Origin of the sequence: Frigoriflavimonas asaccharolytica (genome assembly GCF_013294015.1) — a bacterium.
In the GTDB taxonomy this organism is placed as follows: domain Bacteria; phylum Bacteroidota; class Bacteroidia; order Flavobacteriales; family Weeksellaceae; genus Frigoriflavimonas; species Frigoriflavimonas asaccharolytica.
The window spans coordinates 156,709-172,041 of sequence record NZ_JABSNO010000001.1 but is presented as its reverse complement, the minus strand read 5'-3'; the positions used below and the strand labels follow the sequence as shown (position 1 = coordinate 172,041).

15 protein-coding genes and 1 tRNA gene are annotated in these 15,333 nt (G+C 32.6%); 8 read left to right on the top strand and 8 right to left on the bottom strand.

Going from position 1 to position 15,333, the window contains the following annotated elements:
• Positions 1–74: 74 nt before the first annotated feature.
• The 5 genes from HNQ03_RS00775 to HNQ03_RS00755 form a co-directional block, all read right to left on the bottom strand.
• Positions 75–281 (bottom strand): hypothetical protein, encoded by a 207-nt coding sequence (locus HNQ03_RS00775; RefSeq protein ID WP_173777723.1) that lies wholly within the window; start codon positions 279–281, stop codon positions 75–77.
• A gap of 184 nt (positions 282–465) precedes the next feature.
• The gene (locus tag HNQ03_RS00770; RefSeq protein WP_226927401.1) at positions 466–1,062 is read right to left on the bottom strand and encodes an SUR7/PalI family protein; all 597 of its coding nucleotides are present in this window, start codon (positions 1,060–1,062) and stop codon (positions 466–468) included.
• An 88-nt stretch (positions 1,063–1,150) separates the two neighbouring features.
• Positions 1,151–2,203 carry a thiamine-phosphate kinase gene (gene thiL / locus HNQ03_RS00765; RefSeq protein ID WP_173777722.1) on the bottom strand — a complete coding sequence of 351 codons (1,053 nt, stop codon included), beginning with the start codon at positions 2,201–2,203 and terminating at the stop codon, positions 1,151–1,153.
• Between the two features lie 168 nt (positions 2,204–2,371).
• The gene (locus HNQ03_RS00760; protein ID WP_173777721.1) at positions 2,372–2,911 is read right to left on the bottom strand and encodes an acyl-CoA thioesterase; all 540 of its coding nucleotides are present in this window, start codon (positions 2,909–2,911) and stop codon (positions 2,372–2,374) included.
• A gap of 267 nt (positions 2,912–3,178) precedes the next feature.
• A complete protein-coding gene (locus HNQ03_RS00755) occupies positions 3,179–5,704 on the bottom strand; it encodes an ATP-dependent Clp protease ATP-binding subunit (protein ID WP_173777720.1) in 2,526 nt (841 codons plus the stop codon).
• A 158-nt stretch (positions 5,705–5,862) separates the two neighbouring features.
• Here HNQ03_RS00755 and HNQ03_RS00750 point away from each other — a divergent pair, with 158 nt between their 5' ends.
• From HNQ03_RS00750 to HNQ03_RS00740, 3 genes are read left to right on the top strand one after another with little or no spacing between them, the layout of a single operon-like run.
• Positions 5,863–6,960, top strand: a complete 1,098-nt coding sequence (locus HNQ03_RS00750) for a glycosyltransferase (protein WP_173777719.1) — start codon at positions 5,863–5,865, stop codon at positions 6,958–6,960.
• A gap of 24 nt (positions 6,961–6,984) precedes the next feature.
• On the top strand, positions 6,985–7,404 hold the full coding sequence (locus HNQ03_RS00745) for a SufE family protein (protein ID WP_173777718.1): 420 nt from the start codon (positions 6,985–6,987) through the stop codon (positions 7,402–7,404).
• Positions 7,404–8,381: a glycosyltransferase family 9 protein gene (locus HNQ03_RS00740; protein WP_173777853.1), complete on the top strand. Its 978-nt coding sequence runs from the start codon at positions 7,404–7,406 to the stop codon at positions 8,379–8,381. Before HNQ03_RS00745 ends, HNQ03_RS00740 begins: the two co-directional genes overlap by 1 nt.
• 385 nt (positions 8,382–8,766) lie before the next feature.
• On the opposite strand, the gene HNQ03_RS00735 is transcribed toward HNQ03_RS00740, so the two are convergent.
• Positions 8,767–8,844, bottom strand: a tRNA-Val gene (locus HNQ03_RS00735).
• Between the two features lie 32 nt (positions 8,845–8,876).
• Positions 8,877–10,115 carry a bifunctional folylpolyglutamate synthase/dihydrofolate synthase gene (locus HNQ03_RS00730; protein WP_173777717.1) on the bottom strand — a complete coding sequence of 413 codons (1,239 nt, stop codon included), beginning with the start codon at positions 10,113–10,115 and terminating at the stop codon, positions 8,877–8,879.
• 98 nt (positions 10,116–10,213) lie between these two features.
• Between HNQ03_RS00730 and HNQ03_RS00725 the strand changes: the two genes are divergently transcribed.
• The 4 genes from HNQ03_RS00725 to HNQ03_RS00710 all read left to right on the top strand — a co-directional run bounded on the left by HNQ03_RS00725 (position 10,214) and on the right by HNQ03_RS00710 (position 14,226).
• Positions 10,214–11,563: a TolC family protein gene (locus tag HNQ03_RS00725; RefSeq protein ID WP_173777716.1), complete on the top strand. Its 1,350-nt coding sequence runs from the start codon at positions 10,214–10,216 to the stop codon at positions 11,561–11,563.
• Positions 11,563–12,363 (top strand): SprT-like domain-containing protein, encoded by an 801-nt coding sequence (locus HNQ03_RS00720; protein WP_173777715.1) that lies wholly within the window; start codon positions 11,563–11,565, stop codon positions 12,361–12,363. Before HNQ03_RS00725 ends, HNQ03_RS00720 begins: the two co-directional genes overlap by 1 nt.
• Positions 12,363–13,448: a mannose-1-phosphate guanylyltransferase gene (locus HNQ03_RS00715; protein WP_226927400.1), complete on the top strand. Its 1,086-nt coding sequence runs from the start codon at positions 12,363–12,365 to the stop codon at positions 13,446–13,448. Before HNQ03_RS00720 ends, HNQ03_RS00715 begins: the two co-directional genes overlap by 1 nt.
• 70 nt (positions 13,449–13,518) lie before the next feature.
• A complete protein-coding gene (locus HNQ03_RS00710; RefSeq protein WP_173777714.1) occupies positions 13,519–14,226 on the top strand; it encodes a hypothetical protein in 708 nt (235 codons plus the stop codon).
• Between the two features lie 10 nt (positions 14,227–14,236).
• Here HNQ03_RS00710 and bcp read toward each other — a convergent pair whose 3' ends face one another.
• Positions 14,237–14,683 (bottom strand): thioredoxin-dependent thiol peroxidase, encoded by a 447-nt coding sequence (bcp, locus tag HNQ03_RS00705; protein WP_173777713.1) that lies wholly within the window; start codon positions 14,681–14,683, stop codon positions 14,237–14,239.
• Between the two features lie 32 nt (positions 14,684–14,715).
• On the opposite strand from bcp, the gene nth reads away from it, so the two are divergent.
• Complete coding sequence (gene nth / locus HNQ03_RS00700) at positions 14,716–15,333, top strand: endonuclease III (RefSeq protein WP_173777712.1); 618 nt, start codon at positions 14,716–14,718, stop codon at positions 15,331–15,333.

Sequence of the window (15,333 nt, the reverse complement as noted above, 5' to 3'; positions counted from 1 at the left end):
ATTTATAAAGAATCGAGAGACAAATATCAAGATTTAAAAAAAACCGTTGCGAAACTTAATTTGCAGCGGTTTTTTTATTTTAAAATAGAATCTAAAACTTCTTTTGAAGTATAAATTTTCACTCCACCAGATTTTATTTTGGAAATTCTCTCAAAAATTTCTTTCCGATATTTGTCTGCAAAAATTGACGTTTTATCAATCTTAAATCCAATAATTTCAGCTGAAACGCTTTCATCAAAAAGTTGTAAGGTTTTCACTTTCTTCAAAAGAGATTTATTCATTTAAGAATTTTCTGTATTTAAAGTTATGATGCTCATGTAATTTTTCAGCTTGGCTATGAGACTGCTAAAGAAGCCACAAACTTTCTACTACATCTGAATTTCAAAGACAGCAAAATCCTGATAGCTATCGGTATGATTTAGTACTAAACCCGGCATATTGCCAAACGATGTTAGCGATTGTTTTTTACAAGTCATATTCAAAATAATAGGCTTTTTCATTTTTTTCGTCAAACCAAAAAAGTTTGTGCAAATTTTTTCTTTCATAATCTGAATCCCAAGAATAACTTTGAAGTTTATTTATTCGTTTTTTGTCCCACCAAAAAAAATCGTGTTGCATATTATCAGGATTATTTCCAATTACACTATCTTTTTTTAATTCGTGTCTTTCAATAATTTTATTAGCTGTTAAAGAATCGCAACTAAATGCAAACATATAATCAGCATCTTGTCCAATTGCATCATCAAAACAATAAATATTTTTCACATCTGATGTAATATCTACTTTAATGAAATCCCTAAAATTCTTTTTATTTGCTTCTGTGTCTGGAGTACCACTGTCAAAAGGTGGAAAAATATTTTTTGCAATTTGAATTGTTTTTTCCTTTCCTTTTTGCAAACCAAGATATAACGTGTAAATTCCAGTTGAAAGTAAAATTACAAATGAAATAATAGAAAGTATAAATAATCTTTTAGTTTTTTTTATAAAAGCAAAAATTACAATTGTTACAAAAAGTAAAAATAGTATAATGAAAGCTATTATTAAGACAATTAATTTTATCATTTTAGCTTTAATTAATTAGTTTACTTTTGATTACGAACGATTCTTGAAAATTACCGCTAAAATTATTATATACTCAAAGATAAGAATTTTATCTATTCAAAAAAGCATCCCAACCTTGCGCTCGCAAAGTGATCAATTCTCCGCTTCCTCTTGCAACCATCATATTTCCCTGGTCCAAATCTGTTGCATGACCGATGATCGTGAAATCTGGATGGTTTTTTATTTTTTCAAAATCTTCTGGAGCAATAGTGAAAAGCAATTCGTAATCTTCGCCACCGTTTAATGCACACATTACAGGATTTAAGTTCAATTCTTCGGCTGTAGAAATCGTCAAAGAATCCATCGGTATTTTTTCTTCATACAATCTAAATCCACATTTGGATTGATCTGAAAGATGCAAAATTTCCGAAGCCAAACCATCGGAAACATCAATCATAGATGTTGGTTTTATGGCCAATTCTTCCAAAATTGCTTTGATGTCTGTTCTTGCTTCTGGTTTTAATTGACGTTCCAAAATATAATCATAACCTTCCATTTCTGGTTGCATATTTGGGTCTGCCAAAAATACGGTATGTTCTCTTTCCAAAATTTGCAAACCTGCATAAGCTCCACCCAAATCTCCGGTAACTACCAGTAAATCATTCGGTTTTGCAGTGCTTCTTTTTACTAAATTTTCAGAATTTTCTATTCCAATCGCCGTGATGGAAATCAACAAGCCACTTTGCGAACTGGTGGTATCTCCACCTACCAAATCTACTTTATATTTATCGCAAGCAAGAGCAATTCCATCATAAATTTCTTCAAAAGCTTCCACCGGAAATCTGTTGGATGCCGCAATAGAAACCAAAATTTGCGTTGGTGTTGCGTTCATGGCGGCAATATCGCTTAAATTCACGGTTACTGCTTTATATCCAAGATGTTTTAGCGGAACATAGCCCAAATTAAAATGCACACCTTCTGCTAGAATATCTGTAGAAATGACTACTTTTTTATTTTCTGGATTAATGATGGTGGCATCATCGCCAATTCCTAATTCTGTGGTAGAATTTTTAATTCCAAAATTTTGAGTGATGTGTTTTATCAAGCCAAATTCGCCAAGTTGTTCTACGGATGTTAGTTTTTGAGATTTATCTTCGAGCATTTTTTATTAAAATTTAAGATTGTTTAAAATTGAATTGTGAATTTTCAATAGTAAGGTTTTTAAGTAATTAAGGTCATTGAGCGTTTTATTAAAAATAAATTTAAATAAACTCAACCTTTTGAAAGTGAATGTTTTATTAGTTTTAATAAAATAGGGAATAAACAAAGTTTATTCTCCTTTATTCTCGTCTTTATCTTTTTTCCAGGTAAAAGTGTTTCTTTTGTGAAAGGCTTCTACATTTTCTGGTTTAAAAGGTAAATCTTTTAAATCTTGGCGCGTTAAAATTTTGGTATTTTCGTTTGAAAACTCTTGCATTACCTCCAAAATGTCATCTGGTGGAGTGGTAGATTTTCGCAGCATCATATCTATCCAAACTCCCGTAGCTTCAGCAGTAGCGCAATGAGTGCCATCTGGAAAATAAAATTTATGAATAAAGCTGTATATGCTTGCATCTTCGGACATTCCTGCGATTTCTGCCGTTACAAAAACCGTTTGATCTGCCAAAATTTCTTTAAAAAACGAATAACTCTCGTGCAAAATTACAGGGCCAATTCCCCATCTGTTTAATTCTCTTAAACCCATATGATTTTCATTCATGAAGGCCATTCTAGTTTGGGCGCAATATTCTACATAAGAGGAGTTTGCCAAATGTTTGTTGGCGTCTATATCGCTCCAACGAACATGAAATTTATAATGAAAAATAGACATAAATAATTATTTTTAGCAAAGATAAGGTTTTATAAAAGTTTTTTTTGTGCAAATATTTTCAATTTTAATTAAAATTTTTAGATTCATTATAAACTTGCGAACATTTGGAAATTTGCGAGAATTTGCGCTCTGGCTTGAGTGGAACTCTTTTTTCTTGTAAAGAAAAAAAGTGGGAACGGAAGACAGATACAAGCGCCCAAATAATTTAAAAAAAACCCTTTGCGATTGGATCGAAAGGGTTGATTTATTTCTGTTAAATTCTGAAAATTATTCTGCTTTTTCTTTTGGTTTCGTTTTTTCTACTTCACCAATCAAACCAGTTTTTTCTTCGTTCATTTTTAAAAGGATGGTTTCTCCTTCTTCAAATTCTTTATTTACGAGCATTTCTGCCAGCAAATCTTCTATATATTTTTGAATTGCACGCTTCAATGGTCTGGCTCCAAAATCTTTGTCCCAACCTTTTTCTGCGATGAAATCTTTGGCTTCATCTGTTAATTCTACAGTGTAACCTAATTTATTGAGTCTTCCGTATAATTTTGCTAGCTCTAGATCGATGATTTTCGAGATATGTTCTTTTTCTAGATTATTAAATATTACGATATCATCAATTCTGTTCAAAAATTCTGGTGCAAAAGCTTTTTTCAAGGCATTTTCTATCGTGCTTCTCGCTCTTATATCAGTATTTGTTTTCTTCGTTGCAGTTCCGAAACCTACACCGTCGCCGAAATCTTTTAAATCTCTGGTTCCAATATTGGAAGTAAGGATTATGATTGTATTTCTAAAATCTATTTTTCTGCCTAAAGAATCAGTTACAAAACCTTCGTCTAAAATCTGCAACAAAATATTGTAAACATCTGGATGCGCTTTTTCAATTTCGTCTAAAAGTACAACGGCATAAGGTTTTCTACGAACAGCTTCTGTCAATTGTCCACCTTCTTCATAGCCTACATATCCTGGAGGAGCACCAACTAACCTAGAAATTGCAAATTTTTCCATGTATTCACTCATATCAATTCTGATGAGCGATTCGTCGGAATCAAAAAGTTGTTTTGCCATTACTTTTGCAAGCTCTGTTTTTCCAACTCCGGTAGTTCCTAAGAAAATAAATGTTCCAATTGGTCTGTTTGGATCTTTCAATCCGGCACGATTTCTTTGGATGGCTTTCACCACTTTTTTCACAGCTTCTTCTTGTCCGATCACTTTTCCGTTTAGTTTCTCGTCCATGTGTGCGAGCTTATCCAATTCGTTTTTACCAACTTTGGTTACAGGAATTCCGCTCATCATAGATACTACTTCGGCAACGCTTTCTTCCGTTACTACTTCTTTTTTCTCTTTCACATCTTTGTCCCAAGTTTCTTGGTAAGAAGACAATTCTTTTTGAAAACGTTCTTCCTCATCTTTCAACTTTCTCGCTTCTAGATAATCTTGTGCTTTTACAGCTTTCTGTTTTAGAGATTTTATTTCTTCAATTTTATTTTCATAATCGATGATTTCCGTCGGAACTTTCATGTTTTTGATGTACACTCTTGCTCCAGATTCGTCCATTGCATCAATTGCTTTGTCTGGTAAAAATCGATCTGTAATGTATCTTGCTGTAAGATTTACACAAGCTAAAAGTGCTTCGTCTGTATATGTTACGTTGTGATGATCTTCGTATTTATCTTTTATTTGTTGTAGAATTTGCACTGTTTCTTCAATAGAAGTTGGTTCTACCATCACCTTTTGGAAACGTCTTTCTAGCGCGCCATCTTTTTCTATGTATTGTCTGTATTCATCCAAAGTTGTAGCACCAATACATTGTATTTCTCCACGTGCCAAAGCTGGTTTGAACATATTGGAAGCATCTAAACTTCCTGTAGAACTTCCTGCACCAACAATGGTGTGCAATTCATCTATAAATAAAATTACATCTCGGCTTTTTTCTAGTTCTGTCATGATGGCTTTCATGCGCTCTTCAAACTGTCCACGGTATTTTGTACCCGCAACCAAACTTGCAAGGTCTAGCGTTATTACTCTTTTGCCGAATAAAACTCTAGAAACTTTTTTCTGATGAATTCTTAAAGCCAAACCTTCCGCAATTGCAGATTTACCAACTCCTGGTTCTCCAATTAATAGCGGATTGTTCTTTTTTCTACGAGATAAAATTTGAGAAACTCTTTCAATTTCTTTTTCTCGTCCTATTACAGGATCTAGTTTTCCATCTTTTGCAAGAAGCGTTAAATCTCTTCCGAAATTATCTAAAGTTGGCGTTTTGCTTTTGCCACTTCCAACGTTGGATGGCGGTTTTTTCATCTGTCCAAAATCTTCTCTTTCCTCATCGTCTTCGTAGGCACTCATTGTTGGTAGTTGCCCAGAATTTTTCAGCATATTTTGGTATTCTCTAGAAATTCTTTCATAATCTACTTCGTAAGCACCTAAAATATTGGATGTAGGATCTTCGTATTTATAAAGAATTCCTAAAAGTAAATGGACAGTGTTTATTTCTGTGCCTTTGTATTGTCTGCATTCCAATTCAGAACGTTTCACTGCTTGATCTGCCATTTTTGTGAAAGAAATGCTCAATGCTTTATCATTAAATATATTTAAATTTACAGCACTAAGAGTTTCTATCTTTCTACGAATTTGTGTAAGGTCCACTTGTAAATTGACCAACATGTCTTTTGCAGAATTTTGTGTTTTTATAATGCCTAAAAGCAAATGCTCTGTATTCAGAAATTCGCTGTTTAGTTTTTTTGCTTCGCTTTTACTTTGTTTAAAAACATCGTCCAAGCCTTTTGAAAATTTATAATCCATATTAAAAAAGTCTCGTTATTAAGATAAAGGTAAGTTTTTTATCCTTATCTACAGATAATTTAACAAATACTTTACCAAAAAAGAAATAATGACGTTCTGGCAGAAAACTTTAATTGTAAATTTGTGAACAATTAAAATAATATTTTTAAATTTTATTTATGAAAGTTTTAGTAAGTGTTTTTAATAATCTATCTACGGATCAGCGTGTAGAAAAGGTTTGCAAAACATTAATGGATCATGGTTATCAAGTAGAATTGGTTGGCAACAATTGGAATGGATTGCCGTTTTTGAAGAGAGATTATCCTACGAAAAGGCTTTCCTTAAAATCTACATCTTTAAAAACAGCTTACTTAGAATTTAACGTAAAACTTTACAAATATTTATTAAAATCTGCTGATAAAAAAACGATTCTTCTGGCGAATGATCTAGATATATTAGTTCCAAATTTCCTCGTTTCCAAAAAATTAAATATTCCTTTAGTATTTGATAGCCACGAAATTTTTACGGAAATGCCAGCAATACAGGGAAGATTTACACAAAAAATTTGGCGTTTATTAGAAAGAAAATATTTGCCGAAAATTAAATATATGATGACGGAAAGCGAAAGTTATTCCGAATGGTTTCAAGAAAAGTATCAAATAAAACCAATTGTTGTTAGAAATATTCCAAAAAGAATTATTGATGATATAGTATTTCCAGAAAATAGGCCTAAAGTTATTCTTTATCAAGGTGTTATTAATCAATCACGTGGTTTGCCACAAGCTATAGAAGCGATGAAATATTTGGAGAATGTTGTTTTCAAAATAATAGGAGACGGCCCAAAACGCAAGGAATTTGAGGGTTTGGTCTTGAGTAAAAATCTAGAAAAAAAAGTTCAGTTTCTGGGGCAAATGTTACCCGAAGATATGCGAAAAGTGACTAAAACCGCAGATGTTGGTTTAAGTCTGGAAGAAAATGGAGGAGTAAGTTATCTTTATTCTCTTCCCAATAAGGTATCGGATTATATTCAGGCAAAAGTTCCTTTGGTGATGATTAATTTCCCCGAAATGATGCGCATCAAAAATGAATTTAATGTTGGAGAAATTGTAGAAAATCACGAACCAAAAAATATTGCGGAAAAAATAGAAACGGTATTGAAAAATGGCAGAAAATACTACAAACTGGATTTAGAAAATGCGGGAAAGAAATTGTGCTGGGAAGAAGAAGAATTAAAAATAAAAGAACTTTTTGAAAAAGTTGTAAAAGAAAATTCTTAGTCGGAAAATTCTTAACTTTGTGCTATGACGATTAAAGAAAAACAAGACGAAATAGTAAGCGAATTTGCATTTTTGGAAGATTGGGAGCAAAAATATGAGTACATCATAGATCTCGGCAAACAATTACCACCACTTTCTGAAGAAGTGAAAACCGATGCAAATCTTATAAAAGGTTGCCAATCTAAAGTTTGGATTGACTCTGAATTTAAAGATGGAAAACTATTTTTTGTCGCAGATTCTGATGGTATTTTACCAAAGGGCATCGTTTCGCTTCTTGTTTCTATATATAGCGGACATTCTACAGACGAAATTTTAAAATCTGATTTTGATTTTATTTCAGAAATTGGTTTGCAAGAATTTCTTTCGCCTTCTAGAGCCAATGGTTTGATGGCAATGACGAAACAAATAAAATTTTATGCTGTTGCTTATCAACTAAAATCTTGATGACCATACTTGCATATCGATTTTCGGCTTTTGGAGATGTCGCAATGTTGGCGCCCGTCTTCAGAGAGTTTCTGGAGCAGAATCCTGAGGTGAAAATTATCATCGTTTCTCGCGAGAATTTTTCAGACCTGTTTTCAGATATTGAAAATGTAGATTTCGTTGGTGTAGATTTAGATCAGTACAAAGGGTTTTTCGGGATGAGGAAGTTAGCAAATCAACTCATTGCAAAGTACCAACCGACGCATATTGCAGATTTTCATGATGTAATTCGAACTAAAATTTTGAATAAAATCTTCAAATCAAAAGGTTATTCTGTTTTTAAGATTGATAAAGATAAAGAAGAAAAGGCTGTACTTACTGATGTTTGGAATTTAGATAAAAAACAGTTAAAACGTACTGTAGAAAGATATGCAGATGTTTTTCGGAGCATGGGCCTTAATCTTGAGTTATCGCATTTGTTAAGACCGAAAAGTGCTCAAAAAGCTGGAATTGGTATTGCCCCATTTGCTCAACATTTTGGTAAAATGCTTCCGCTAGAAAAATCTTTTGAACTTGCCCAAAAACTATCAGAAAATCATGCTCTCTATTTCTTTGGAGGAGGAGAAAGCGAAGTTGAAATATTGAAAGATTGGGAAGAACTGATTCCTAATTCTCAAAGTGTTGCAGGTAAACTTTCTTTAAAAGCAGAACTGGAGTTAATTTCTGAATTAAAATTAATGATTTCTATGGATTCTGCAAATATGCATCTCGCCAGTTTGATGGGAACAAGATGCGTTTCAATTTGGGGCTCTACACATCCATTTGCGGGGTTTCTCGGTTACGGACAAAAACTGGAAGATGTTGTGCAGGTAAAAGATTTAACGTGCAGACCATGCTCTGTTTTTGGCGATAAGGAATGCTATCGTGGAGATTGGGCTTGTTTGCATGAAATAAGAATACAAGAGATTTTAGAGAAAGTTGAAAAAGCACTTTCTTAAAAGTTTTATAACAAATAAAAATCTCGAATTGCTCTCAAATTTTAGAAGATTGTGGGTGTTGAGAAATTAAAACCACAGCACTTCCCATTTTACACCAGGTTGCTCTTGATCTAACCAACCTGAAGCCAATTTAATATTTGTTTCTAGTTTTACTTCACCAATTTTTTTTTCTCATGAATAAGCGCTTAAATTAAAGCGTCTAATTCTTCTTAAACTTATATTTCTCAATCCATCGCTTTTGCAATTGACTTTCTACAAATTCCTTTAATTAGGGATTACTTCCAATTACAAATTTTTCAAAATTCTTGAGCGTAAAAAAAGAATGAAAAGTGTAAAACTGGGTAAACAAAAAAAATCTCACATTGCTGTGAGATTTTGTAAAAAATGGTGGGTCTTGAGGGATTCGAACCCCCGACCCTCTCGGTGTAAACGAGATGCTCTGAACCAACTGAGCTAAAAACCCCTTTTTTCGTGGTGCAAATATACAGCAATATTTCACATCTCCAAAATATTTTGCAAAATTTCTCCAACAATAAAATTGCTTCCACCAAAAAAAAGCATTTCATCTTTTTTAAGAGATTGTTTTACAGATAGATATCCTTCTGTTGCAGATTTAAAAAATTTGTAATTTATTTTATATTTTTTTAAATCTACTTCATATTCTTCAGGATTTCTGCCGCGTTCCACGTTTGGTTTCACGAAATAGTAGAAATATTCCTTCGGTAGAATTCTTAATAGACCATCTAATTCTTTGTCTTCTACGAAACCCAAAAGCAAATGTTTTGGTCTGTCAATTTCTTTTAATTGAGATAGCACAATCTCCATACCTGCTAAATTGTGAGCTGTGTCGCAAATTATCAGTGGGTTTTCAGAAATTTGTTGCCATCTTCCCATGAAATTGGTGTTGTTCTGAACATTCAATAGACCAGTCTCTATATTTTCATTTGATATTGCAAAATTTAAAATTTGCAATTGTTGTACTAGACCCAAAACAACTTTTAGATTTTTTTTCTGATAATTTCCTTTCAGATCCGTGCTTAACTTTATATCAAAAATTGTGGCGTCTAAAAAAGGAGCGTCAATTTCTTTTGCTTTGTTTATAAAAATGTTTTTCACCAATGGTTTTTCTTCACCAGAAACAACGGTTATATTATTTTTTATAATACCTGCTTTTTCAAAAGAAATTTCTTCCAAGGTATTTCCTAAAATGTTTTGATGATCCAAATCTACATTGGTGATAGCGCTAATTATTGGATTAATGATATTCGTGGAATCTAATCTGCCGCCCAAACCAACCTCTATGATGGCAATATCAACTTTATTTTGATAAAAATATTCAAATGCCATAATGGTGGTAAATTCGAAAAAAGAGGGGCGAATATTCTCAGGTAAATTTTTTAATTTTGAAATGAAATTATATACAAAGTCTTCATCAGCGTTTTTGCCATTTATTTTTATCCTTTCTGTGAAGTCTATAAGATGCGGAGATGTATATAAGCCAACTTTAAGCCCAGATTCTTGCAGAATAGAAGCAAGCATATTGCATGTAGATCCTTTTCCATTTGTGCCTCCAATATGGATAGTTTTGATTTTATCCTGTGGATTTCCAAAATATTTGCAAAGCGCTGTTATATTATCTAGTCCCGGTTTATAAGCTTTTAAACCTTGTACCTGATAATTTGGATTTTGTACAAACAACCATTCCACAGCTTTTTTATATCTCTCTTTTGTCATAAAGCAAAATTCTGTAAAACTTTTATATTTTCCATTAAATAAATCAGATTTTTGTAACTTTTAATAAAATTAATCGTCTAATATTTCTAAACGTTCCAATGAAAAAACTACTGATTCTTCTATCAGGATTTTTATTAATTCAGATTCAAGCTCAAAAACAATGGACTTTGCGAGAAGCCGTGGATTATGCTGTACAGAATAACTTGCAAATTATTAGCTCACAATACAATACCAAAACTCAACAAAATAATCTTGAAATTGCTAAGCGAGAATATCTTCCTTCCGTTGTGGGAAATTTTAATACCAATTCCTCTTTTGGTCAAGGTTTAGATGTATTTGGTACAGCAAGAAGAAATGATAATTTCAGTAATAATGCCAATATTGGAGCAAACATGTTGCTTTTTAATTATGGGAGATTAGATAAAACCATCAAAAGAAGTAATTTTGATTTGCAAGCCAATGAACAAGATTTGGAACAAATAAAAAATGATATTTCTTTACAAGTTGCACAGCAATATCTACAAATATTATTGAACAAAGAAATACAGATTATAGCTAATAGTGCTTTGGATAATGCCCAAAAACAATATAACAGAGCGAAAATAACCACAACCGTTGGTACAACAGCCCGCACAATTTTAGCAGAAGCAGAAGCAACTGTTGCTAGAGAAAAGCAAAATGTAACCAATGCCAAAATAAATACAGATAGAAGCATCTTCACTTTAGCTCAATTGTTACGTTTAGAAGATTACAAAACTTTTGATGTGGTTGCTGTGCAAGTAGATTCGGAAATTACACCACCGTTGCAATCTGCGGAAGATATTTTGGAAACAGTGTTCGCGTTTCAACCAGTTTTGAAAGCTGCAGAATATAGAATTCACGCTGCAGAAGCGCAAACCGAAATCACTAAAACTGCATTTTGGCCTTCTATTTCTGCGACTGCTGGTTTTGGCACAAATTATTTCAACTCTTTAACTACAAATTTCGGTGGAGTAGACGCCTTTGGAAATGGAACAAGTGAAAGAGGATTTTTTACACAATATAAAGACAATTTTGGACAGCAAGTAGGCTTAACAGCAAGTATTCCTATTTTTAATAAGGGTATTACGAGATTGCAAGTGCAGCAATCTAAAATAAACGAAGATGTAGCTAAAAATAATTTAGAAATACAAAAGCAAACTGTTCTACAAAATGTACAACGAGCGCAATTTGATGCAGAAAGCAATTATCAAAATTATACAACAGCGCTAGAAGTAGAAAATAGCAGTAGACTATCCCTAGATTTTGCAGAAAAAAGCTACGCAGCTGGTAGAAGTACAATTTACGAAGTGAATATTGCCCGAAATAATTTAGCGAATGCGCAAGGTTCTGTAGCGCAAACTAAATACAACTATCTTTTTAGTTTAAAATTGATGAATTTCTACGCAGGCATACCTTTTAGTTTGTAATGCAGTTAGATATATTAGAAAAATACCTTCCAGAAAACGCTCTGCCACCAATAAAAACTTGGTTTGGAAAGTACGTCATTCATATAAAAATTACTAGGGATAGAAGTTCAAAGTTAGGTGATTATCAAAAAGTTGGGGATAATAAATTCATTATCACCATTAATTATAATTTGCAACCAGAACTTTTCTTTTTCGTTTTCACGCATGAAATGGCTCATCTTTTAGCATTTGAAAGATTTGGAAGGAGAATAGCGCCACACGGTAAAGAATGGAAAGATACATTTCGGAAGCTTTTGCTAGAAACTATTTCTATCTATTCTGAAAACGTACAACATTTAATTTTGGAGTATGCTATAAATCCAAAAGCAAACTTTGCGGCAAGTACAGGATTAAAGAGGCATTTTTATCCTGATTTTTTATCAGAAAATGAAACATTTATAGAGAACTTGCAGATAGGTGAGGTTTTTCATTTCAGAGAAATTCAATATAAATTGCAAAGTAAAAGACGAAAAAACTTTCTTTGCTCCAAAATATTAACGGGGCAAGAATATATTTTTCGTCCGTTGGTAAAAGTTGAAAAGGTAATACAAAGTGAATTTTCATCCATTGGAGAATCAGGTAATTTGCAAAAAAGTGAATTGGCTTTTGTACAAGATTTGGTAATTGGAGATAAATTTTCACATGATAATATCAACTACAAATTAGAAAAGAAGAGAAGAATTAATTATCTTTGTCTTAGTGAGCAAAATGGAAAATCTTATATATTTCCACCATTAATAAAAGTAAAAAAAATAAGTTAATGATTACAAAATCAAAAAATTACTGCGTAATAATGGCAGGTGGAATTGGAAGTAGATTTTGGCCAATGAGCACGCAAAAATTCCCAAAACAATTTCAGGATATTCTAGGTACTGGTAGAACGATGATACGGCAAACCTATGATAGAATAAGCAAATTGATTCCAGATAGCCAAATATTTGTAATCACAAATGTTGAGTATATACAACTATCTCAAGAACAATTGCCAAATATACCGGCAGGAAACATCGTTGGAGAACCGATGATGAAAAATACTGCTGCTTGTATTTTGTATATGACTAATAAAATTGCAAATCTAGATGCAAATGCAAATGTCGTTATTTTGCCAGCAGATCATTTGATAATGAAGGAAGAAGCGTTTTTGAGTAAAGTAGATTTTGGGTTCCAATTGGCCGCGGAAAATGATTATTTGATTACGCTTGGCATAGAACCAACCAGACCAGATACGGGATATGGTTATATTCAATATATTAACAAAGAAGATACAGAAATTTTTCAAGTAAAAACTTTCACCGAGAAACCTAGTTTAGAAATTGCGCAAACTTTTTTAGATAGTGGAGATTTTCTTTGGAACGCTGGAATTTTTATCTGGAATTTAAAAACTGTACAAAAAGCTTTCTCAAAATTTTTGCCAGATATGCACAAAGAATTTGAAGAATGTACCTACAACGAAGAGGGAGAAACATCTTGTATTGCCCGCATCTATCCGAAAGTTGCGAAAATTTCTATAGATAATGGAATTTTAGAAAAAGCAAAAAATGTATTCGTAATTCCTGCAGATTTGGGTTGGAGCGATCTTGGAACTTGGACTTCCGTATATGAAAATGCTGAAAAGGACGATAATGCAAACGCAATAAAGTCTAAATACGTAATGCAATACAATTCTACTGGTACAATTGTAAGAGTTCAAAACAAACATAAAGCAATTGTAATAGATGGGCTGCAAGATTATATAGTGGTAGATACGGACAATGCTCTGCTTATTTGTCCGAAAGAAAATGATCAATTAATCAAAGAATATATCCAAGATCTGAAAGTTCAAAAGAACGGAGATCAATTTATGTAGATCTTTTAGAATTATATTTTTCTTGAATGGCGGAATTTTTGCAACCCCTATAAAAATCATTAAAAATTTTATGAAAAATATATTGCTTTTTCTAAGCCTAATTTTCTTTGCGAATGCTATTGGACAACAAAAAACTACTTTTGCAGATAGCGAATCTCTTTTAAAAGAAATAAAACCTGAGAAAAATATCACTTCATGGATGTTGATTTCTAACGAATATGGAAGATCTTCCACAGTAAAATCTTACGGAAAAAAAATTGATTTTGAACCGCAAGAGTTTGGCTTTCAGCTAATAAAAAATGAAGATCAATTTTATTACATCGCTTATCTAGCCGGGAATTCTACGAAATACATTAAGGATTCTAGAGAGTTAAAATCTTTTTTAGGAACGATAAATACTCCCGAAGAAGCTGCTATTGTTGGAATTTTGGGTGGTTATTTTATGGATTTAGAATTTAAAAATTTAGCTGGAAATTACATCATCAATAAAGATAATTATATTGTAGAATTGGCAAAAATAACAACTACAAATTGCCCGCTCGCGAAAAATCATTATGAACTGATTATTGATAAAAAAACTGGAAATATAATTTCTACTAAAGATAATGGTGCTTATAATGAAATCTATGATAAGACCTGCACAAACAATCCGCACAATGCCGTTATAGAAAAGCAAATGAAAGATGCCGAAGCAAAAAAAGTTCAAGATGCGATAGATAGCAAGGATGCTAGGGAACAAGCGAAAAAAAAATTGCAAAAGAGCATGAATAGAAGATAATCTTCTACTCCTATTCGAGGATTTGCGCCGCAGCTTCTTTAGTTTTCACTTTTTCTATTACTCTGGTGCAAATTCCTTTTTCATCAAAGATAAAAGTGGATCTCACAATTCCCATATATTCTTTTCCCATAAATTTCTTCAATTGCCAAACGTTAAATTTCTCCAAAATGTCATGGTTTTCGTCTGCTAGTAAATCATATTTGAAAGAAAATTTTTCATGAAATTTCTTTTGCTTTTCTACAGAATCTGCAGATATTCCTAAAATTTCAAAACCTGCCTTATTCAATTCACTTATGTTATTATTGATGTCACAAGCTTCTGCGGTACAACCAGGTGTATTCGCTTTTGGATAAAAGAAAATCACCAATTTCTTTCCTTGGAAATCCTTGGAAGAAACAGAAATTCCATCTTGGTTTAAACTATCAAATTTTGGTAAAGAATCGCCTACGTTTAGCATAATGTTTATTTTTGTATAAATTTAATCATAAAATGACGAAAAAGCAAAGAGCGAAAATAGTTTTTGAAGAATTAGAAAAATGCTATCCAACTGTAGGAATTCCCTTGGATCATCAAAATCCATTTCAACTTTTGGTGGCAGTTGCGCTTTCTGCACAAACAACAGATAAGAAAGTGAATGAAATTTCTCCAGAATTATTTGCAAAAGCTCCAAGTGCTTTTCTTATGGCAAAATTGGAAGATTTTGAAATAAAAGAACTCATCAAACAGATTGGACTATCCAACGTCAAATCTAAAAATTTAAAGAAAATGGCGGAGCTTTTGGTTGAAAATCATAACGGAATTGTACCCCAAACCTTTGAAGAATTGGAAGCACTTCCCGGAGTTGGGCACAAAACTGCGTCTGTAGTGATGAGCCAAGCATTTGGAGTTCCCGCTTTTCCTGTAGATACGCACATTCACAGATTGATGAAGCAGTGGAAACTAACGAAAGGAAAAAACGTAGAAGAAACTGAAAAAGACGCCAAAAATCTGTTCCCAAAAGAATCTTGGAACAAATTGCATTTGCAAATTATCTATTATGGAAGAGAATATTCTCCTGCGAGAGGAAATCAAGATGGAGATTATATCACGGGGATGTTGTTTGGGTAA